This is a genomic window from Cohnella fermenti (genome assembly GCF_004801405.1).
Classification (GTDB): Bacteria; Bacillota; Bacilli; order Paenibacillales; family Paenibacillaceae; genus Cohnella; species Cohnella fermenti.
The window spans coordinates 143,845-163,755 of record NZ_SSOB01000013.1 but is presented as its reverse complement, the minus strand read 5'-3'; the positions used below and the strand labels follow the sequence as shown (position 1 = coordinate 163,755).

The following is a 19,911-nucleotide window of genomic DNA, read 5'->3' as shown; positions in this document are numbered from 1 at the left end:
GTCGAGATTATCGGCTATCTTGTTCTTTTGCACGGACGATCCGGCTACGGAAGGGAAGAGCGGACATGACGCAAGCGACGCCAAGCGGCTATCAGGTGAACGGGGCCTACGTGGAGCAGCTTCTGTTGAAGCTGCTGAATACGCCCAGCCCGAGCGGCTTCTGCATGAACATCATGAAGCTGGTGGAAGAGGAGGCGGCGAAGCTGGGCTGCGCCGTTGAACGGACGCCGAAGGGGAACGGCATCCTTGTCGTGCCCGGCGCCGCAGCCGGCGAAGGGACAGTGGCGCTGACGGCCCACGTCGATACGCTCGGCGCGATGGTGCGTGCCGTCAAGTCGGGCGGCACGCTGCGGATGACGCCGATCGGCGGCTACGACATGTCGACGGTCGAAGGCGAATATTGCACGATCCATACGCGCGACGGCCGAACCTACGAAGGGACGGTACTCTCGACGAAGCCGTCGGTGCACGTCTACCCGGATTCGCGGGAGTGGAAGCGGGACGAAGCGAACATGGAGATTCGCATCGACGAGGACGTCGCGAGCAAGGAAGACGTTCTGAAGCTCGGCATCGCGGTCGGCGACTTCGTCTCGTGGGACGCCCGCGCCAAGGCGCTGCCAAGCGGCTGGATCAAGTCTCGCCATCTCGACGACAAGGCGAGCGTCGCCGCGCTGTTCGGCGTGCTGGAATGGCTGAAGCGCGAAGGCAAGACGCCGGCGCGTACGGTGAAGATTGTCCTCTCCACGTACGAAGAGGTGGGCCACGGCGCCGCCTGGATTCCGCCGGACGTGACCGAGATGATCGCCATCGACATGGGGGCGCTCGGCGACGACCTGTCCGCCACCGAGAAGGACGTCTCGATCTGCGCGAAGGACTCGTCCGGGCCGTACGACTACGAGATGACGTCGCGGCTCATCGAGCTGGCGAAGCGGGAAGGATTGCCGCATGCGGTAGACATCTACCCGCAGTACGGCTCCGACGCGTCCGCCGCGCTTCGCGGGGGCAGCAACATCCGCGCCGCCCTCATCGGTCCGGGCGTCCATGCCTCGCATGGCATGGAGCGAACGCACCGGGACGCAGTGCTGAACACAGCGAGGCTTCTGCTCGCGTATATCATGGAGTAACGAAGCAAGCCGGACGGGAGGGAATGCGAATGATCGCAGGAAGCGTGGAGGAGCTGTGGCGATACCCGGTCAAGTCTTTCGCCGGGGAGCGCCTGGCGAAGAGCCTCGTCGAGAGCTGCGGGCTCTACGGAGATCGCCTGCATGCGTTCGAGGACGAGACGAAGACGGGCTGGGACCGGTTCGTAACCGCGCGGGGCATTCCGGCCATGCTCTCCTATCGGGCGGAGCTGGCAGGGACGGAAGACGCGGTCGGTGAGGGAGACTGCGCAGTCGCGATCACGGCGCCGGACGGCGAGAGGCTCCGCTGGGACGAGAAGCTGCTCGAGCGCGTCCAGACGCTGACGAAGACGAGGCTCAGCATGAAGACGTACGACGGACAAGCCGAAGGGCTGATGGGCGTCGACGACAGCCCTGTTCTGATCGTGTCGGATCGCACCATCCGCAGAATCGAGGAGCGTTGGGGCAAGCCTCTCGATCCGCTCCGGTTCCGCGCCAACCTGCTTGTCCGCCTAAGCGACGAGGCGCCGGACGAGCTGGAATGGATCGGCCGCGACATTGCGATCGGCTCCGCGAGGCTGCGCGTCGACAAAGGCTGCGAGCGCTGCTCGATGGTCACGTTCGATCCGGACACGCTGGAGCGGGCCCCTTCGCTGCTGCGGCTCGTGAACGAACAATTCGGGCTGACGGTCGGGGCGTATGCCGCGGTTGCCACTCCCGGAACGATCGCGGTCGGCGACGCGATTCGACTGCTGTAACCCCGCCCCGGTTCCGCATCGCAGCCTCGACATGACAGCAACACCAGACCGCGAAAGCGGTCTTATTTTTTTCTTGCTTTTCGACGAAATCTCCTATAAATCATTGAACCTTTAAGGTAGTCCTTTCGTCTAATTCGGCATAAGACAAAACAACGGGTGCAAACAGGCTTCACAGCGCTCGGAAAGGGGGAACAACGAACAAGAGATACCGGCAAGCAGGCGGAACAGCGGACTTTATTTAATGGCATTAACTGTATGCTTGAAGCATGCGCAAGGCACTGCCGACCCGCCGTGAGGCGCGTCTTCTTTAACCAAGAGCGGAACGAAAGGTAGAACGGGAATATGGAACCTAGAGAGAGATTCGTGAGTAATGATGACTTGCCATTCTTAATGAGTGGAGGAGTCCGCTGCCATGCCTGAGCAATCAAACAAGAAGCGTTACATGCCCGGCCTCGACGGTCTTCGGGCGTTGTCGGTGATAGCGGTAATCGTCTATCATCTTCCCATGAACGTGCTTCCCGGGGGATTCCTCGGCGTCGGCGTGTTCTTCGTCTTATCCGGTTATTTGATCACAGACCAATTGGTCGCCAAGTGGAAGGCCGAGCGGACACTCGATCTCCGCGGGTTCTGGCTGCGCAGGGCGAGGCGCCTGCTTCCCGCCATGCTGCTTCTCGTCGCTGTCGTGTCGGCGTGGCTGGCGGCGACCGATGCTTCCCGGCTTCATTCCTTGGGAGGGGACATCGGCGCCGCGCTCGCATACATCCACAACTGGTGGCTGATTTATCATAATGTCTCTTACTTCGAGAGCTTCGGACCGCCCAGCCCGTTCGGGCACTTCTGGTCGCTGGCGGTAGAGGAGCAATTCTATGTGCTGTGGCCGCTCCTGCTGGCGCTTGGCCTGACGATCGCCCCGAAGCGGGGACCGCTGGCCCTGCTCATCATGGGCGGAGCTGCGGCCTCGGCGATGGCGATGGCCTATCTCTATGCGCCGGGAACCGACCCGAGCCGCGTGTATTACGGGACGGACACGCGGGCGTTCGGCCTCTTGATCGGCGCCGCACTCGCCGTCGTTGTGCCGAGCGCAAGCCTTAAGCCTATTGAGTCGGGAAGAGGAAGATTCCTGATGGACGGAATCGGCGCGACCGCCTTAATTGCAATCGCGCTGATGGCTCTCTTCACGCACGAATACGGCTCCTTCGCTTACCGCGGCGGCCTGGCACTGCTGTCCGTCGTCACCGCGATCCTGATCGCCGTTCTTATTCATCCGTCCAGCCGACTCGCGCAGGTTTTATCCATCAAGCCGCTTCGCTGGATCGGCGTGAGATCCTACGGCATCTATCTCTGGCATTATCCGGTTATCGCCTTGACGAGCGAGGCGAATACAGCCGGCGGGGCCGATTACCCGAGAATCGCCTTCCAATTATGGTTGACCCTGCTGCTCGCGGCGCTGTCCTGGAACTTCGTCGAACGTCCGATCATCGGCGGCGCGCTCGGTCGGCTGTTCCGGAGATTGACATCCCGCCCGGCTTCATCCGGCGGCAGTGCGGCCTGGCGGGCTCTTCACCCGCGGGCGTTCGCGCTGCTGTCAGTGTCGGCGATCTTCGCCCTCTGCATCTCCTGCGGCAGCGGAAGCGGCGAGCGCCCGGGGGCATCCGCCGAAGCGGCAGGAACTACGCCTGTCGTGCAGGCGCCGTCTGCGGGCGGCAATTCCGATCTTGAGCTCGTATCCGGGGGAGCCGACAGCTCGCCGTCGGCATCCGGCAAGCCGGGGGCGTCGCCATCCTCAACCTCGGAGCCGGAAGCGACGCCGGGAGCTTCTCAGGCGGCGAAGCCAGGCGAGAAGGAGCCGACGGTTAAGCAGCCCGACGGATCGGAATCGAATGGATCGCAGTCGAACGGAGCGAATTCCAATGGAACGAACTCCAATGGAACGAACTCCAATGGTGCGAATCCTGGCGGGGCGAGCCCCACTGGATCGAAGCCGGGCGGAACGCAGCCCGGAGCAAGCGGGTCCAACGCAACAAAGCCTAATGAAGCGCAGCCGGACGGAACGAATTCCGCATCCGCAACGCCGCAGGCCGACGGCAAGGGAGTGACCGTCATCGGGGATTCGGTGATCCTCGGCGTGAAGCCTTATCTCGAGAAGCTGCTCCCCGGCATCCTCGTGGACGGCGAGGTCGGCCGCCAGATGAACAAAGCGATGGAGACGGTGGAAGCGCTCGAGAGCGGCGGCGACATCGGCAAGGTAGTCGTTATCGAGCTTGGGACGAACGGCTCCTTTACCGAGAAGAAGCTGAAGGAGATTCTTGACGAGCTTGGCGATGATCGGTCCATCATCCTGATCAACACCCGCGTTCCTCGGCAATGGCAGGACCCGGTCAACAAGACGCTCAAGGAAGTCGCTGCAGACTATGAGAATGTCAGCATGATCGACTGGTATCGGGCCAGCGCCGGCAAGGAAGAGTACTTCGGCAAGGATGGCGTCCACCTGACCCGCACGGGCGCGGAGGCCTACGCCGATCTCGTCGCGAAGGAGCTGGCAAGCGTCAGGGAAGCTTAGCCATTGCCATCCATCGCCATCGCCGTAAGGCCAAGCAAGCATAAGAGCCTGCCGTTCCTTCCGAATCGTCGCGATCAGGGAGGGCGGCGGGCTCTCTTTGATTGGAGATATACCCCTACCCCGTATATTTTCCTCGCCGCCCGCCATCGCCCCTATCCCTTTTCGCCAAAGGGTGCCTTATCCCCTCTAATCAGTATCCTAATAATTGGAAATTCAGATGAAGCCTGAACGGCAGGGATAAGGCACCCTTTTTGGAATAGGGGATGGTCCCCGCCAGGCCCCTGGAGATACATTTTGTAACCAAGCGCCCTCCGACGTCATCGGGTCGACGGGCGGGCACCAAGGCTCATCTGGTACAATACTGGTACAATAAAGGCGACATCATGGAAAAGAGGGGTGTACAATGAACGAGACCATCGAGCAACTGCGGAAGCATTGCTCCATTCGCGCTTATACCGATCAACCCGTATCCGAGGAGCAGCTTCGAGCGATCGTGACGAGCGCGCAGGCGGCGAGCACGTCGAGCTTCGTGCAGGCGTATTCGATCATCGGAGTGAGGGATCGGGCGCGCAAGGCGAGGCTGGCGGAGCTCGCCGGGGGGCAGAAGCATGTGGAGCAATGTCCTCTGCTGCTTGTTTTCTGCCTTGACTTGCATCGCCTGGAGCTGTGCGCCAGGCTTGAAGGCTTCGAGCCCGAGCGTACGGAGACTGCCCTGGAGTCGACCGAGCAGTATACGGTCGGGGTCGTCGACGCGGCGCTGGCTGCTCAGAATGCGGCGATCGCAGCCGAGTCGCTGGGCCTCGGCATCTGCTATATCGGAGGCTTGCGCAACCGCCCGAAGGACGTTGCCGAGCTGCTGAAGACGCCGGAGCGGGTCGTGCCGCTGTTCGGCATGACGGTCGGCCGCCCGGCGGAGCCGGCCGCGACGAAGCCGAGGCTGGCTCCGGAGGCCGTCTATTCGGAGGAGTTCTACCCCGCCGACGAAGAGGCGCTGACCCGCTTGACGGAATATAACGGCATGCTGTCGGCTTACTACCGCGAGAGGACGGGAGGCGGCCGGGCCGACCGCTGGAGCGAGCAGATGACGCTGCGGCTGTCGCGTCCCAGCCGCCTCGATTGGAGAACTTATTTGACCAACCGAGGGCTGCCGTTAAAGTGAAGGGGCGGAGGATGCGCCCAGGCCGAAAGCGTCCGCGAGCAGCCGGTACGACTTGACCCGGGCGTCGAAGTCATGCGTGATCGTCACGATCATGAATTCGTCGATGCCGAATTGATCGCTCAGGTTCAGCAGCCGGGCCTTCACTTGCTCGGGGGTGCCAAGGATTCGGCGGTGCGAGCCGGCGCGGATGCGTTCGCGGTCGTAGTCGGTATACGGGTAGCTTAATGCGGTGTCTACGGAAGGGAAGTAGTCGAGCATGCGGCCCTGCTCGAGCGACAGGAAGAACAGCTCGGTGCTTGTCGCGAGCCGAGCCGCTTCCTCTTCGGTGTCGGCGCAGATGACCATTACTGCGGCGAGCGCGCGCGGCTCGGGATGAAGGGCGTTCGACTGATAGCGATCCTTGTAATATGGAATAGCATCCTCGCTGCCGGGCACGCCGAAGAACTGCGCGTATGCGTAGGGAACGCCCAGTTGCGCCGCGATCTGCGCGGTTCCCATGCTGGAGCCGAGCAGCCACAGCTCCGGCCGCGTCTGGATGGCCGGGGAAGCATGGAGGCCGGCGAACCGGTGTCCGGCCGGAAGCGAGTCGTACAAGTAGTTCAGCAGGTCGTTCACCTGCTGCGGGTAACGGTCGATGTCGCCGTAGCGGCCTTCCTGAAGCGCCCGCGTGGAGAGGGGCATACCGCCCGGAGCGCGGCCGAGGCCGACGTCGATGCGGCCGGGATTCAGCGCTTCGAGCAGCTTGAAGTTCTCGGCCACCTTGTAGGCGCTGTAGTGGGGGAGCATGATGCCGCCGGAGCCGAGCCGGATGCGCTTCGTGTGTGCGCCAAGATGGGCCAGCAGCACCTCCGGGCTGGAGTGCGCGAGCGAGCGGGACGAATGGTGCTCGCTTACCCAGTAGCGATGATAGCCGAGCCGGTCGGCCTCCTGGGCGAGCTTTGTCGTATTCTGAAGGGCCTGCGAGGCGTTCTGGCCTTCGCAGACCTGGGATTGGTCGAGAATGCTCAGGGTAAGGGTCATGCGGGAATCCACCTCTTTTTCTCCACATCATACCTCTTGCGCTTAACTGTAGTCAATAAAATCACAGAATAAGATTGCCGGGGCGAACGGGCGATTGAATGGGGGCGCTTGTCTCGTATATGATAGGAGTAATCGGGAGGTGTTGAATGATGGAAATTACGTATCACGGCCATTCTTGTATCCAGATCGAGACGGAAGGGAAGTCGCTCGTTGTCGATCCGTTCTTGCGGGGCAACCCGATAGCGGTCACGAAGCCGGAGGACATCAAGGCGGATGCGATTCTGCTCACGCATGCGCACACGGATCATATCCTCGATGCGGAACCGATCTCGAAGGCGAACGGGGCTCCGGTCATCGCCATCGTCGAACTGGCGACGTACTTGTCGTGGCAGGGCGTTCAGACGATCGGAATGAACATGGGGGGCACGTATGATCTCGGCTTCGCCAAAGCGAAGATGATTCCGGCCTTTCACAGCTCGGGCATTGTGGATGAGAAGACGAAGACGATCCATTATGCGGGGATGCCGGCCGGCTTCCTGATCCGTGTCGAGGGCAAGACGATTCTTCATACGGGCGACACGTGTCTATATGGGGATATGAGAATGATCGGCGAGCTGGAGGATATCGACCTCGCCTTCCTGCCGATTGGAGACCACTACACGATGGGGCCGGACGACGCGCTGCAAGCGGCCAAGTGGCTCGGGGCGCGCCATGTCGTGCCTGTGCACTACAATACGTTCCCGCCGATCCGTCAGGATTCCGAAGCGTTCGTGAACCGCCTGGAGCAGAGCGGAATTCGCGGCCGCGTCATGGCTCCGGGGGATCGTTTTACGCTGTAATACGCTGTAAGGAGGGATCGGAATGGCGAAGAAGAAGATGGCGCCTCCGCCCCGCAAGCTGTCGCCGGACAGCTCGGCCGATTCGAAGCTCACGCTGAAGGAGCTGCTCGGAGCCGATGTCATCGGCAAGCTGAAGGCGCAGGCGGACGAGCTGAAGGCATCGGAAGCGGCCGCGCGGGAGCGCAAGCGGCTTGCGGAAGAGGAGAAGCGCAAGGCGGAGCAGAAGCGTCTCGACAACGACTTCGAGCACCTTCTGAACAACAGCTCGTCCGATTGGCGGAAGTTCAAGTAACGGTACGTTTAACGGCTGCAGGCGGGTTGGCTGAGAACCGAATAGAGTATAAAACGGAGGAGCCTGTCATTCGCAGGCTCTTTGGTCATATATGTTAGTAGTTGCGGAGCTAAGGGGGGACGGTCAGATGGAGAAGATGGGGGTGGAGGCACAATTCGAAGCGGGATTGGGCGGCGTGCGGAGGGAAGAGCCCGTTCCGCTGCTTCTGGACATCGGCGCCGATATCGACGGGGCGTTCGCGCTTGTGTACGCGCTGCTGTCGCCCGGCATCCGCCTCGTCGGGGTGACGACGTCCGGCGGCGACCTGCCCGCGCGTCAAGCGGCGGACAACGCGCTGCGGCTGATCCGTCTGTGCGAGCCGGGCTATGAGGTGCCGGTGGCGGCGGGAGAGGACGGGGAGCGGGAGTTGGCGGCGGCGGGCACGGCGGGCGGAAAATCGGGCGGCGGACCGGACGGCAGATCAGGAAGCGGAGCGGGGGACGGAGAGGACAACGGCCGCTTCGGCCTTGGCGATGCGCTGCTGGCGCCGTCCTCGCAGGCGCCGCTGCCCGAGTCCGCCGCGAGCTTCCTCGCGCGCGCGGCGGCGGCCCGTCCCGGCGAGCTGACGCTCGCGCTCGCCGGACGGGCCAGCAATTGGCCGGCCGCGCTGGCGCTCGAGCCGGCCACGGCCGCCCGGTTCCGCGAGGCGATCGCGGCGGGCGGAACCGTTCTGGCCCCGGGCGACGTCTCGCCCATGGCCGAGTCTCGCTTCCACGGCGACCCGCGGGCCGCCGCGGCGCTGCTGGAGACGGCCGACCGCCTGACGGTCGTCGGCCTCGATGCCGCCCGGCGCGCGCTGCTCGCCGGGCCGGACCTTGCGCTCGCGGCCAAGCTGGCCCGCGAGCCGCGCAGGCGCCGCGCCGCCGAGCTGCTGCGGCGCCTCCAGGCCTACCGAGCGGGCCGCCTGCTGGCGACAGGCTTCCCGCTCGGGGCCGTGCCGCTCCACGCGACGCTCGGCGTGCTCGCGGCGGAGGACCCGTCGCTCTTCTCGTTCCGCACGTGGCGCGCACGGGTGGAGAGCGGCCCCGGCCTGACATCGGGGACGGTCGTCGCCGACCGCCGCGACACGCCGGCGGCCGCCTCCGGCAGGGCGGTCCGCTTCGCCATGGACGCGGACGGGCCGCGCGCGGTCAAGCGGTTTTTGTCTGTTTTCGTGCAATGATGCCGTTTACAAATCCCCGCCGGAGGAGTAAGATAAGAAAACGATAAAGTTGTATACAAGTACACAGGGACTTAGGGGGGATACGAATGTCTGGGGCGACACGAATGCTTTATCCTTCCTCATGGCTGCGCGGAGCCTCCCTCGGAGAGGCGATCTCCTGCGAGCTTCGGCTGGGCATTGTCACCGGCAAGCTCAAGCCCGGCGAGAAGCTGTCGGAGAACGGCATCGCCGCGGACTTCGGGACGAGCCGCTCCCCGGTGCGCGAGGCGCTTCGGACGCTGTCCGGCGAAGGGCTTATCCGGCTTGAACGGATGGGAGCCGTCGTTGTCGGCCTCGGCGCGGAGGAGGTGCGCGAGCTGTACGATGTTCGCTGCCTGATCGAGAGCTTCGCTCAGGAGCGGCTCTCCCGCATGGATCGGGAGCCGATCCTGGCGCGGCTTGAGCGCATTCTCGACAGAATGGAGCTGGCGGCCAAGCACAAGGACATCGAGGAGTTCGCGCTTCTCGACTTCACCTTCCACGAGACGATCGTCGAGGAGGCGAACCATTCCCGCATCCGGCAGCTCTGGCGAAGCATCCGCCAGCTTGTGCTGACCGTCATGCTCGTCACGACGGAGGACGTGTTCGGCGAGGGCGAAGCGCGGGTGGCCGCGGTCATCGGGAAGCATCGGGCGCTGCTGGACAGCCTGCGTTCGGGCGACGAGACGGAGGTTCGGGAGCAGGTGCGGACATACTTTGCCGATTCCTTCGCAACGCTTGACCATACGCTCGGCCGAGCGTAAGCTCGTAACGCAAGAGAAGCGGCCTCCGGGCCGAGAGCCTCCTCCCGAGCAAGTTGTCGACAAGTATACATAATGTCATTCGATGAATTCCTTGCACGATGTGCCGATTGTGCCAGCAACGGGTAAAACTAGAAGTAACCCGTTGCCGGCCCCGTATGATCCGCAGAACCAAGCCCATAAGCATGAGGAGGACGCCCATGGATACCTTATTCGGCATGAGCCATACGGGAACGTTGCTTGTATGGACATTGCTGGCCATCGCTTTTCTTATCGTCATGATCTCCACATTCAAGTGGAACCCGTTCGTCACGCTGCTCATCTCGAGCTTCGGGCTCGCCTTGCTCGCGGGCATGAAGCCGGCCGACTCGGTGACGTCGATTACCAAAGGGCTCGGCGGCACGCTCGGCACGATTGCGATCGTTATCGGGCTTGGCACGATGCTCGGCAAGATGATGGCCGAGTCGGGAGGAGCGGAGCGCATCGCGACGACGTTGATCGACAAGTTCGGCGACCGCAAGGTTCACTGGGCGATGCTCATCGTCGGCTTCCTCGTCGGCATTCCGGTGTTCTTCGAGGTCGGCGTCATTCTGCTCATTCCGATTGCCTTCATCGTCGCCAGGAAAACCAAAATGCCCATGCTCCAGATCGGCATCCCGATGCTCGCCGGCTTGTCCGTCGTGCACGGGCTCGTTCCGCCGCATCCGGCTCCGATGATCGCCATCGAGGCGTACGGCGCCAACCTGGGCAAGACGATCCTGTATTCCATCCTGATCGGCATTCCGGTCGCCATCCTCGCGGGGCCGGTCTTCGGCAAGCTCATCGGCAAGCGAATCCAGGTCGAGCCCGATCCGAAGCTGGTCGAGCAGTTCGCCATGAAGGAGCAGCGCAGCCTGCCCGGCTTCGGCATCACGCTGTTTACGATTCTGCTGCCGGTCATTCTCATGCTGATCGGCTCGATCGCCAGCATCGCCGATCCCGATGCGACGAACGGCTTCACCGTGTTCTGCGAATTTATCGGCCATGAAGTCGTGGCGCTGTTGATCGCGGTTATCTTCTCGTTCTTCTCGCTCGGCTTCGCTCGCGGGTTCACGAAGGAGGAGGTGTCGAAGTTCGCTTCGGACAGCCTGCCTCCGATTGCGGGCATCGTGCTCATCATCGGGGGCGGCGGCGCGTTTAAGCAGGTGCTGATCGACAGCGGCGTCGGCCAGGCGATTGCGGATCTGGCGACCAGCGCGAACGTGAACGTCATTCTGTTCGCCTGGCTTGTCGCCGCGCTGATTCGGGTCGCGACCGGTTCGGCGACGGTGGCGATGACGACCTCGGCCGGCATCGTCGCGCCGGTGCTTGCCATGACGCCGGGAGCGAACGTCGAACTCGTCGTGCTGGCTACCGGCGCAGGCTCGCTGGTGCTGTCGCACGTCAACGACGCCGGCTTCTGGATGGTGAAGGAGTTCTTCAACATGAGCGTTCCGCAGACGCTCAAGTCGTGGACCGTCATGGAGACGATTCTGTCGGTCGCCGGGCTGATCCTGATTATGCTTGTAAGCGCATTGGTCTAACCGATAGACGGGGGAGGAAAAAAAAGGATGAGCAGCGTCAAAAGGTACCGAATCGGAATCGACATGGGGACCACAAGCACGAAGGCGGTTGTCTTCGACGAGGAGGGACGGGTCGTCTCGACGGCGAATGCGGGCTATCCGCTCTATACGCCAACGCCTTCCATCGCCGAACAGGACCCGGAGGAGATCTTCGCGGCGGTCGTTGCGGCCGTCGGCACGGCGGTGAAGGAAGCGGGGCTGGCGCCGGGAGACGTTCAGTTCGTCTCCTGCAGCTCGGCCATGCACAGCGTGATTCCGGTGGATGGGGCGGATCGGCCGCTGATGCGCGGCATCACATGGGCGGACAATCGCAGCGCGGAGTGGGCGAAGCGGCTGCGGACCGAGATGGACGGCATCTCCGTCTATCGCCGCACGGGAACGCCGATCCATCCGATGTCGCCGATCACGAAGCTGATGTGGCTCCGGCAGGAGCATCCCGAGCTGTTTGCCCGCGCGGCGAAGTTCGTCTCGATCAAAGAATACGTGCTGCATCGGCTGTTCGGCCGCTACGTTGTCGACTGGTCGATCGCGTCGGCCACCGGGCTGCTGAACCTGTCCCGCCTGGAATGGGACGAGGAGGCGCTCGCCATCGCGGGCATAACGCCGGACCGGCTGTCGGAGCTGGTGCCGACGACATTCGTCCTCGAAGGCATGACGAATACGAATGCGGCGGCCGGCATGGGCCTGTCCGCGTCCACGCCGTTCGTCGTCGGAGCGAGCGACGGCGTCCTGTCGAACCTCGGGCTGAACGCGATCGACCCCGGCGTCGTCGCCGTGACGATCGGCACAAGCGGCGCGATCCGCACGATGATCGACCGGCCCGCGACCGACCCGAAGGGGCGCTACTTCTGCTACGCGCTTACGGACAAGAAGTGGGCGATCGGAGGGCCGGTCAACAACGGCGGCGTTATTTTCCGCTGGGTGCGCGACGAATTCGCAGCCTCTGAGACCGAGACGGCCAACCGGCTCGGCATCAGCCCGTACGACGTGCTGACGCGGATCGCCGAGCGCGTTCGCCCCGGCTCGGACGGGCTGCTCTTCCTCCCGTACTTGACCGGAGAGCGGGCGCCGCTCTGGAATCCGGATGCGAGGGGCTCCTTCTTCGGGCTCACCCTGCATCATCGGAAGGAGCACATGATCCGCTCCGTGCTGGAAGGCGTCGTGTACAACCTGTACACGGTTATGCTCGCCATGCAGGAGACGATCGGCGAACCGAAGCGCATTCTCGCCACGGGCGGATTCGCCCGCTCGCCGCTGTGGCGGCAGATGATGGCGGATATTTTCGACCAGGAGGTCGTCGTTCCGGAGAGCTACGAGAGCTCCTGCCTCGGCGCCGTCATTCTCGGCCTTGCCGCCTTCGGGGATGCGAACGCCTTCTCGCGCGTCGGCGCGATGGTTGGCGCGACGCACGCCCACAGCCCGAACCCGGAGGCGTCCGCGACGTACCGGGAGCTTCTGCCGCTCTTCGTGCGCCTCTCCCGCAAGCTGGAGGAGGAGTATGCGGACATCGCGAAGTTCCAGCAGAAGCTGTTCGTTCGGGAGGACACTTGAATCATAGAGGCGAGAGGAGGACATTCCCGTGGATCACACCATTCGGGTTCTCGTGGTCGAGGACGATGACGATATCAACCGGCTGCTGTGCGGCGTGCTGGCAAGAAGCGGCTACGCTCCGCAGCCCGCTTACTCCGGGACCGAGGCGCTGTTGTACCTCGAGCGCGAGATGTGGGGGCTTGTGCTGCTCGACCTGATGCTGCCCGGATTGCGCGGGGATGAGCTGCTATCCGTCATCTCCGCGAAGGGCGACACGCCCGTCATCGTCATTACCGCGGAGAACGAGCGCGAGACGCGGATCGGCTCGCTCAAGAAGGGAGCGGACGATTACATAACGAAGCCGTTCGACCTCGAGGAGGTGTCGGCCCGCATCGAATCGCTGCTCCGGCGGTTCCGCCGGCTGCCTGCCGCAGCGTCGCCGAAGCTGCTCCGCCACAAGGACCTCGTCGTCGATCCCGAGGCGAAGTCGGTCCGCGCGGCCGGCCGGGAGCTGGTCTTGACCGCCCGCGAGTACGACATTCTGGAGCTGCTGCTCTCGCAGCCGAAGAAGCTGTTCACGAAGGCGAACGTGTTCGAGAGCGTCTGGGGAGAACCGTTCCTCGGCGGGGAAGAGAACGCGATCAACGTGCACATGAGCAATCTGAGAAGCAAGCTGGCGAAGGCGAACCCGAACGAAGAATATATCGAGACCATCTGGGGGATGGGCTACCGGCTCAAAACTTAAGATTTTCTTATGATATGGCTTTAGCTTCCCTTATGGAACGGTCTGTACAATCGAGCTTATCGAACCGGATAAGGGAGGACAGAGCGCAACCATGAACGAATACGTGCTGCGAACGCATCGGTTGGTCAAGGCCTACAAGAACCAGCTTGCGCTGGACGACGTCAATCTGAACATCCGCCAAGGCTCCATCTACGGATTCATCGGCCAGAACGGGGCGGGCAAGTCGACCCTGATGAAGCTTGTCACGGGAATGGCGTTCCCCACGTCGGGAACGATCGAGCTGTTCGGGGAGAGCGGGGATAAGGAGCTTGTGCGTGCGAGGCGCCGGATGGGCGTCGCCATCGAGAATCCCGCCCTCTTCCCGCAGCTTACGGCCAAGGAGAACCTGGAGATCCATCGGCTGCAGCGGGGCATTCCGGGGAAAGAATGCATCCGCCGCGTTCTCGAGCTGGTCGGACTGGAAGGCACGGGCAGGAAGACGGCGCGGAACTTCTCGCTCGGGATGAAGCAGCGGCTGGCGCTGGCGGTCGCTCTACTGGGGGACCCGGAATTCCTCGTGCTCGACGAGCCGACGAACGGGCTCGACCCGGTCGGCGTCGTCGAGATGCGGGAGCTGCTGCAGAAGCTGAACCGGGAGACCGGCATCACGATTCTGATCTCCAGCCACATTCTCAGCGAGCTGCATCTGCTGGCAAGCCATTATGGCATCATTCACCGGGGACGCCTGCTGGAGGAGCTTACGCTGGACGAGCTTCAGAAGCAGTGCCGTCAATACATCCATATCAAGGTCGACTCGCCGGAGCTGGCGGCCTCCGTATTGGAGCAAGAGCTGGCGACAACCAAATTCGAGGTGCTTGCGGACGGGACGATTCAATTGTTCGAGCATCTGGGGCGACCGTCCCGCGTATCGGGAGCGCTCGCGGCAGCCGGGCTTGCGATCGAGCAGTTCATGCCGATGGGGGAAGCTCTCGAGAGCTACTTCGCGAAGCGGATCGGAGGCGGGGCGCATGAATAACCTGATTCGGGCGGAGGGGTACAAGCTGCTCAGGAACCGCACGTTCTGGCTGCTTCTGCTTGTTCTGGCGGCGGCCGCTGTCGTCAACGTCCTGCTCGCCCGCTTCGACGACCCGAACGACGGCGGCGCTATTGACGCATTGTCGGGCATCGATGCTTGGACGTCGTCCCTGGCGGCCAATCCATACATTATCAAGATCGGCTTCGGCATCCTTGCCGGCTTCTTCCTCTCGAGCGAATACGCGAACGGAACGATGAAGCGCTCGGTGTCCGCCGGCTTCCCCCGCAGCCGGATTATTGCGGCCAAGCTGACGGTTTTCTCGCTTGGGGCTATGGGAGCCGCGCTTGTATATCCCCTCGTCAACCTGGTTCTCGGTTCGCTGGTTCTTGGCTTCGGCGAGCTGCCGGGCGGCTCGGAGGCGGAATACATCGTTCGCACGCTCGGGATGACTCTGCTTGTCGCTGCTGCTTTTGCGGCGGTTACCGGGTGGTTCGCCATCCTTCTGAACGACAGCGGCAAGACGATCGGCTTCTCGTTCGTATTCTTCTTCTTCATCGACGGCGTTATCCTCATGGCGAGCAAGTATGCTCCCGCGCTCGAGACCGTATACGATTACAGCATTCTGCGAGTCATCCTCGATCTCGCGAACGAGTCGGTCAGCCGGGGAGACCTTCTTGTCGATATCGCGATTTGCCTCCTCACTTGGGTGGCGTTTGTAGGGCTTGGCATTGTGGTTTTCCGGCGTAAGGAGATCAAGTAGAGGAGGAGGTGTCGGCCGTGTGGCCTGAGCTGGTCGGAACGGCGGCAAGCATCGCGACGGCCGTCGCCTTTTATCGAATCCACCGTTGGAAAAGACAGCTAAGCGAGCTCACGAGACAGTTGCGGCGTTATAACCGGAGCGAGTCCGGCCAGAAGCTTGTCCTGGACTGGCACGATGCGGCGCTGGAGGAATTGGCCGAGGAGATCAACCGGCATACGGCGCTCATCGAGCGGGCGCAAGCCGAGCAGAGGCGTTCCGAGACCGAGCTGAGGCAAGCCGTCGCCAACGTCTCGCACGACCTGAGAACGCCGCTTACCTCGATCTCCGGCTATATCCAGGTGCTGGAGCAAGAGGGACTGACCGACGCAGAGCGGAAGGACGCGATCTCCGTTATTCGGCATCGCACAGCGAGGCTGAAGGCGCTGCTGGACGACTTCTTCGAGCTGTCGGTGCTCGACTCGCCGGACTACCGGCTGAACCTCGGCGCAGTAGCCCTGGGGCGCCTGATCCCGGAGATTCTGCTCGGCTTCTACGACCGGCTCAGCGAGAGGCGGCTTCAGCCGGACCTCCGGCTCGAGGACGCGCCGCTGCCCGCAACCGCGGACGAAGCGGCCGTTCGCCGCGTCGTGGAGAACCTCATGCTGAACACGCTGCGCCACGCGCAAGGAGCGATTCGCATCGAGCTGCGGAGACGGGACAACGACGCCGTCCTGGAGCTTCGCAACGACGCTCCGCATCTGCGCGGGCACGATCCGGAGCTGCTGTTCAACCGCTTCTACATGGCCGACCGGTCCCGCTCCGCCGTGCGCAGCGGCGAGCCGGGAGGCGGGACCGGCCTTGGCCTGTCGATCGCGCGAGGCCTGATGGAGAAGATGGGCGGCTCGCTGCGCGCGGAGCTGGAAGGCGACTCGCTGCTCCTGACATGCCGCTGGCGCTTGGCGGGGCAAGGGAGCAATTAACCCCGGCCCTATGGCAGCCGAATTTATATGAATTTTCACATTCATCGGCTTCGAATAGAGGCAATCGCGGCGTTTTATGTGGTTTTTAGCATACATCCAGCAACTCGGGCCGGAATTTGCTCCACGAATGTGATTCTTCACATAGAATCGCCCAAACTCCCCGTTATCGCGCCGCACCAATGTGAATTTTCATACAAAACTGCCAAAAGTCATGCTGAAGACCATCAGCAACACGGTTGTCGAGTACGCAGAAGTAAAGAAGCCCTCCCCAAGCGAGCAATCGCGGGGGAAGGCTTCTTTATTACGTTTTGCTTATTCCGCATTCGCCTCCATTACTCCCCGGCCGAGCTGGCGAGCCGGATGGCGGACTGAGCGGGAACGCCCAGGTATGCGTTCAGCATCCATACGTGCTTCTCCAGGCCGGCTGCGATATCCTGCAGCAAGTCGGCGCTCGTGATGTCGCCGAGCGATTCCGCATACGACTGCCCGACGCGCAGCTCTTCGATCAGCAAGCTGAAGTCGTTCGCAATCGCGGCCACCATCTGCTCGGAGCTCTCCTTGCCGCCGCTCTCTTGCACCGAAGCGTTCCTAAGCGTCTCGGCCAGTGACAGGACGGCATTGTCGCCGAGGGCGAGCAGGCGCTCGGCCAGCTCGTCAATGTGGCCGGCGGCTTCGCCGTACAGTTCCTCGAATTTCGCATGAAGGGTGAAGAACTGCGGCCCCCGAACATGCCAGTGGTACGTTCTCAGCTTCATCTCGATGACGATCCAGTTGGCCAGTTGCTTTGTCAGTATGTTTTTCATCGCGCTCATGTGCAATTCCTCCTATGATTTAAATTTAAACTTAGTTTAAATATGTATATAATATAACACGCCATCGCGAGACCATCATGAAGATTGGATGAAGATATTCGGAGGCGGGCGACTCTGCTACAATAGAAGTGCTTAATGGAGGCGGAGGTACAAGACGGATGAAAACATTCAATAAGTTCTATATCGAGATCACGAGCGTATGCAATTTGGCATGCAGCTTCTGTCCGGAGACGAAGCGCCAGGCGCAATTCCTGCAGCCGGAACGGTTCCGGCATATTCTGGACGAGATCAAGCCGCACACGAACTCCATCTACCTGCACGTCAAGGGGGAGCCGCTTCTGCATCCGAAGCTGGGCGAACTGCTCGACATCGCCGCGGAGAAGGGCTTCAAGGTGAACATCACGTCCAACGGAACGCTTCTTCATAAGAATAGAGAGAAGCTGCTGGGCAAGCCGGCGCTTCGGCAGATGAACTTCTCCTTGCACAGCTTCGACGGGCATGAAGGGTCGACGGATAAGGAAGGCTACGTGAGCAAGGTGCTCGGGTTCGCGAAGGAAGCGGCGCGGGACTACGGCGTTCTGATCTCTCTAAGATTATGGAACCTGACCGAGCATAATGCCACGAACTTGGCCAGGCAGCGCAACCGCGACATTCTCGAGATGATCGAACGGGAATTCGAGCTCGCCTTCCGGATCGAAGAGGAGTTCCAGAGAGGCAAGGGAATCAAGCTTGCTGACAAAATCTACTTGAATCAAGATCACGAATTCAAGTGGCCGAAGCTGTCGGAAGAGGAGGATCTCGGGCGCGGCTTCTGCCATGGGCTGCGGAACCAGGCAGGCGTACTCGTGGACGGAACGGTTGTGCCGTGCTGTCTCGATGGGGAAGGCGTCATCAACCTCGGCAACATTTACAAGCAGCCCTTCTCGGAGATTGTCGAAGGGGAGCGGGCGAACCGGATGTACGACGGCTTCTCGCGCCGCGAGGTCGTCGAGGAGCTGTGTCGCAAGTGCGGGTACCGGCAGCGTTTTAACCTGGCTTGACATAAACTTAAATTCAATATAAAATTAAACTTAATTTAAGTATTGGATGGCTGTTTCGAACCGGGGAAGGAGGATGCTTGATGTCTCGCTACGGATTAACGACGCCGCGCAAGATCGTACTGGATATCGTCTCGGAAGCGCACGATCATCCGACGGCTGCGGATGTCATCGACCGATTGAAGGCTCAGGGACATTCCGTCGCCTATGCGACCGTGTACAATTCGCTGCGCTATTTGACGGAGAAGGGCATGATTCGCGAGCTGAAGCTGGAAGGGGACGCGAGCCGCTACGATGCGCGCACCGAAGATCACCAGCACATCGTCTGCACGGAATGCGGCCGAGTCGACGAGGTTATGACCAAGACGCCGCAGGACTGGCTGGATCTTATCGCGGAAGAAACCGGTTATCTGATCGTCGAAGAACAATTGCTGTTCAAGGGGGTGTGTCCATCATGCAGAGCGTCCGGCCGAACGAGAGCGTAAGCGATGCCGTCGTCGCAGGATTAGAGGGAGCCTTCTGCACGACGACGAGGCGAATCGCCGTGATCAGCGCATTTCCCGCAGCGCTGAAGCAGCTTGTCGCTGAACTGATGACCCGTTGTTACGACGTGCTCGTGTTCCATCACGCCCAGGACCCGGTCCTTCCGCTGCTGGACAACGACCTCGTCATCGTGGACCGTACGACGATCCAAGACGAGAGCGCCCCTTCCTTCATGAACGAATCAACGGGCGTGCTCTACCTCGTCCGCCAGACGGACAGCGGAACCTCCGGCAGCGGAAGAAGCCTTGTATGGCCTGGGCCCGTCCAGGAAGCGGTTCGCGTGATCGCAGAGATCACAAGCGAGAAGCAGACCGTCTCCTCCGGCGAAGGCGACCCCGTCTTCGGCATTGCCGCCCAGGCCGAGCAGATGCTTCGCTTCAAGGATCTTCTCATCGACCTGAAGCGGATGCAGACATACGCCAGCGGAGTCAAGATCGACCTGACCAAGACGGAGTTCGACCTGCTTCGCCTGCTGATCTCGGCCGGCGGTGTGCTGTCCCGCCAAGCGATCATGGAAGCCCTCTGGGGAACCGACTACTTCGGCGGCAGCAATTCGATCGACGTCCATATCAAGAGTCTTCGCCAGAAGCTGGGCGATAATCCGAAGCATCCGCAATACATCGCAACCGTTCGCGGCTTCGGCTACCGGATCGCCCTCGACTGACGGACTCGGCTCGCCCGTTTCCGCGACCGCTAGCCACCGTAATCTCGTACCTCGTATTCTTCTTGCCTTTCTCTTCGTCCTGCCCTCAGACAGCCTCCTATGCTGTTCGAGGGCAGGACTTTTTGTTCGCTGCCATCCTGTTGTTCGTTGCCATCCTATCGGGTCGGTCACTGAATATATGGAAATATATGTATTATTATCGATATACTCGCTCAGCGCGCTGTTACCCTTTTTCCCAAAGGGTGCCTTATCCCCTCCGTTCAGGTTGCGGGCTATTCAGCTCGCGGGCGGCGGCGGAGGTTGCAAGTCACATGCTTAGCAGGTTGCAGGTCCGGCGCTTAGCAGGTAGCAGTGCAGGCTGTACACAGAGGTTGCAGCTCGCATCTTGGCAGTGACAGTCGCAGGCTGTGTGCAGAAGTTGCAGCTCGCGTCCTTGGTAGATGACAGTTGCAGGCTACGTGTAGAGGTTAAAACTTGCGTGCTTAGCCGGTGACAGTTGCAGGCTGTGTGCAGAAG

19 protein-coding genes are annotated in these 19,911 nt (G+C 61.9%); 17 read left to right on the top strand and 2 right to left on the bottom strand.

The genetic code is table 11. From position 1 onward, the window contains the following. Positions 1-65 precede the first annotated feature (65 nt). The 4 genes from E6C55_RS12435 to nfsA all read left to right on the top strand — a co-directional run bounded on the left by E6C55_RS12435 (position 66) and on the right by nfsA (position 5,598). Positions 66-1,124 carry a M42 family metallopeptidase gene (locus tag E6C55_RS12435; RefSeq protein WP_136370112.1) on the top strand — a complete coding sequence of 353 codons (1,059 nt, stop codon included), beginning with the start codon at positions 66-68 and terminating at the stop codon, positions 1,122-1,124. Positions 1,125-1,153: 29 nt separating this feature from the next. After that, positions 1,154-1,879, top strand: coding sequence for an MOSC domain-containing protein (locus E6C55_RS12430; RefSeq protein ID WP_168735603.1), 726 nt, complete (start codon positions 1,154-1,156; stop codon positions 1,877-1,879). Positions 1,880-2,291: 412 nt separating this feature from the next. Beyond that, positions 2,292-4,439, top strand: coding sequence for an acyltransferase family protein (locus E6C55_RS12425; RefSeq protein ID WP_136370110.1), 2,148 nt, complete (start codon positions 2,292-2,294; stop codon positions 4,437-4,439). 403 nt (positions 4,440-4,842) lie between these two features. After that, entirely contained in the window at positions 4,843-5,598 is a 756-nt protein-coding gene (gene nfsA / locus E6C55_RS12420) for an oxygen-insensitive NADPH nitroreductase (RefSeq protein ID WP_136370109.1), read from the top strand. Here the strand turns inward: nfsA and E6C55_RS12415 are convergent. Further along, positions 5,590-6,618: an LLM class flavin-dependent oxidoreductase gene (locus E6C55_RS12415; RefSeq protein ID WP_136370108.1), complete on the bottom strand. Its 1,029-nt coding sequence runs from the start codon at positions 6,616-6,618 to the stop codon at positions 5,590-5,592. The genes nfsA and E6C55_RS12415 overlap by 9 nt on opposite strands. A 149-nt stretch (positions 6,619-6,767) precedes the next feature. On the opposite strand from E6C55_RS12415, the gene E6C55_RS12410 reads away from it, so the two are divergent. The 10 genes from E6C55_RS12410 to E6C55_RS12365 all read left to right on the top strand — a co-directional run bounded on the left by E6C55_RS12410 (position 6,768) and on the right by E6C55_RS12365 (position 16,339). Further along, a complete protein-coding gene (locus tag E6C55_RS12410) occupies positions 6,768-7,457 on the top strand; it encodes a metal-dependent hydrolase (protein ID WP_136370142.1) in 690 nt (229 codons plus the stop codon). A 22-nt stretch (positions 7,458-7,479) separates the two neighbouring features. Beyond that, complete coding sequence (locus tag E6C55_RS12405) at positions 7,480-7,749, top strand: YqkE family protein (protein ID WP_136370107.1); 270 nt, start codon at positions 7,480-7,482, stop codon at positions 7,747-7,749. 127 nt (positions 7,750-7,876) lie between these two features. Further along, the gene (locus E6C55_RS12400) at positions 7,877-8,950 is read left to right on the top strand and encodes a nucleoside hydrolase (RefSeq protein WP_168735602.1); all 1,074 of its coding nucleotides are present in this window, start codon (positions 7,877-7,879) and stop codon (positions 8,948-8,950) included. A gap of 104 nt (positions 8,951-9,054) precedes the next feature. Continuing rightward, entirely contained in the window at positions 9,055-9,732 is a 678-nt protein-coding gene (locus E6C55_RS12395; RefSeq protein ID WP_136370141.1) for a GntR family transcriptional regulator, read from the top strand. 197 nt (positions 9,733-9,929) lie between these two features. Then, positions 9,930-11,291 carry a GntP family permease gene (locus tag E6C55_RS12390; RefSeq protein WP_136370105.1) on the top strand — a complete coding sequence of 454 codons (1,362 nt, stop codon included), beginning with the start codon at positions 9,930-9,932 and terminating at the stop codon, positions 11,289-11,291. A gap of 27 nt (positions 11,292-11,318) precedes the next feature. Next, positions 11,319-12,881 (top strand): gluconokinase, encoded by a 1,563-nt coding sequence (gene gntK / locus E6C55_RS12385; protein ID WP_136370104.1) that lies wholly within the window; start codon positions 11,319-11,321, stop codon positions 12,879-12,881. 28 nt (positions 12,882-12,909) lie between these two features. Beyond that, positions 12,910-13,605, top strand: a complete 696-nt coding sequence (locus E6C55_RS12380; RefSeq protein WP_136370103.1) for a response regulator transcription factor — start codon at positions 12,910-12,912, stop codon at positions 13,603-13,605. 91 nt (positions 13,606-13,696) lie between these two features. Then, complete coding sequence (locus tag E6C55_RS12375; RefSeq protein WP_136370102.1) at positions 13,697-14,620, top strand: ABC transporter ATP-binding protein; 924 nt, start codon at positions 13,697-13,699, stop codon at positions 14,618-14,620. Further along, on the top strand, positions 14,613-15,380 hold the full coding sequence (locus tag E6C55_RS12370; protein ID WP_136370101.1) for an ABC transporter permease: 768 nt from the start codon (positions 14,613-14,615) through the stop codon (positions 15,378-15,380). Before E6C55_RS12375 ends, E6C55_RS12370 begins: the two co-directional genes overlap by 8 nt. Before the next feature lie 17 nt (positions 15,381-15,397). Next, complete coding sequence (locus E6C55_RS12365; protein WP_168735601.1) at positions 15,398-16,339, top strand: sensor histidine kinase; 942 nt, start codon at positions 15,398-15,400, stop codon at positions 16,337-16,339. 332 nt (positions 16,340-16,671) lie between these two features. Here E6C55_RS12365 and E6C55_RS12360 read toward each other — a convergent pair whose 3' ends face one another. Then, complete coding sequence (locus E6C55_RS12360) at positions 16,672-17,151, bottom strand: Dps family protein (protein WP_136370099.1); 480 nt, start codon at positions 17,149-17,151, stop codon at positions 16,672-16,674. A gap of 158 nt (positions 17,152-17,309) precedes the next feature. On the opposite strand from E6C55_RS12360, the gene E6C55_RS12355 reads away from it, so the two are divergent. The 3 genes from E6C55_RS12355 to E6C55_RS12345 all read left to right on the top strand — a co-directional run bounded on the left by E6C55_RS12355 (position 17,310) and on the right by E6C55_RS12345 (position 19,395). Next, positions 17,310-18,191 (top strand): radical SAM/SPASM domain-containing protein, encoded by an 882-nt coding sequence (locus E6C55_RS12355; RefSeq protein WP_136370098.1) that lies wholly within the window; start codon positions 17,310-17,312, stop codon positions 18,189-18,191. A gap of 80 nt (positions 18,192-18,271) precedes the next feature. Next, complete coding sequence (locus tag E6C55_RS12350) at positions 18,272-18,673, top strand: Fur family transcriptional regulator (protein WP_136370097.1); 402 nt, start codon at positions 18,272-18,274, stop codon at positions 18,671-18,673. Beyond that, positions 18,643-19,395, top strand: coding sequence for a winged helix-turn-helix domain-containing protein (locus E6C55_RS12345; protein WP_136370096.1), 753 nt, complete (start codon positions 18,643-18,645; stop codon positions 19,393-19,395). Before E6C55_RS12350 ends, E6C55_RS12345 begins: the two co-directional genes overlap by 31 nt. The last annotated feature ends 516 nt before the right edge of the window (positions 19,396-19,911 follow it).

Excerpts from the sequence above, each read along its gene's own strand:
- E6C55_RS12435 (WP_136370112.1), top strand. The coding sequence starts at position 66 with ATGACGCAAGCGACGCCAAGCGGCTATCAGGTGAACGGGGCCTACGTG.
- E6C55_RS12430 (WP_168735603.1), top strand. The coding sequence starts at position 1,154 with ATGATCGCAGGAAGCGTGGAGGAGCTGTGGCGATACCCGGTCAAGTCT.
- E6C55_RS12425 (WP_136370110.1), top strand. The coding sequence starts at position 2,292 with ATGCCTGAGCAATCAAACAAGAAGCGTTACATGCCCGGCCTCGACGGT.
- nfsA (WP_136370109.1), top strand. The coding sequence starts at position 4,843 with ATGAACGAGACCATCGAGCAACTGCGGAAGCATTGCTCCATTCGCGCT.
- E6C55_RS12415 (WP_136370108.1), bottom strand. The coding sequence starts at position 6,618 with ATGACCCTTACCCTGAGCATTCTCGACCAATCCCAGGTCTGCGAAGGC.
- E6C55_RS12410 (WP_136370142.1), top strand. The coding sequence starts at position 6,768 with ATGGAAATTACGTATCACGGCCATTCTTGTATCCAGATCGAGACGGAA.
- E6C55_RS12405 (WP_136370107.1), top strand. The coding sequence starts at position 7,480 with ATGGCGAAGAAGAAGATGGCGCCTCCGCCCCGCAAGCTGTCGCCGGAC.
- E6C55_RS12400 (WP_168735602.1), top strand. The coding sequence starts at position 7,877 with ATGGAGAAGATGGGGGTGGAGGCACAATTCGAAGCGGGATTGGGCGGC.
- E6C55_RS12395 (WP_136370141.1), top strand. The coding sequence starts at position 9,055 with ATGCTTTATCCTTCCTCATGGCTGCGCGGAGCCTCCCTCGGAGAGGCG.
- E6C55_RS12390 (WP_136370105.1), top strand. The coding sequence starts at position 9,930 with ATGGATACCTTATTCGGCATGAGCCATACGGGAACGTTGCTTGTATGG.
- gntK (WP_136370104.1), top strand. The coding sequence starts at position 11,319 with ATGAGCAGCGTCAAAAGGTACCGAATCGGAATCGACATGGGGACCACA.
- E6C55_RS12375 (WP_136370102.1), top strand. The coding sequence starts at position 13,697 with ATGAACGAATACGTGCTGCGAACGCATCGGTTGGTCAAGGCCTACAAG.
- E6C55_RS12370 (WP_136370101.1), top strand. The coding sequence starts at position 14,613 with ATGAATAACCTGATTCGGGCGGAGGGGTACAAGCTGCTCAGGAACCGC.
- E6C55_RS12360 (WP_136370099.1), bottom strand. The coding sequence starts at position 17,151 with ATGAGCGCGATGAAAAACATACTGACAAAGCAACTGGCCAACTGGATC.
- E6C55_RS12355 (WP_136370098.1), top strand. The coding sequence starts at position 17,310 with ATGAAAACATTCAATAAGTTCTATATCGAGATCACGAGCGTATGCAAT.
- E6C55_RS12350 (WP_136370097.1), top strand. The coding sequence starts at position 18,272 with ATGTCTCGCTACGGATTAACGACGCCGCGCAAGATCGTACTGGATATC.
- E6C55_RS12345 (WP_136370096.1), top strand. The coding sequence starts at position 18,643 with ATGCAGAGCGTCCGGCCGAACGAGAGCGTAAGCGATGCCGTCGTCGCA.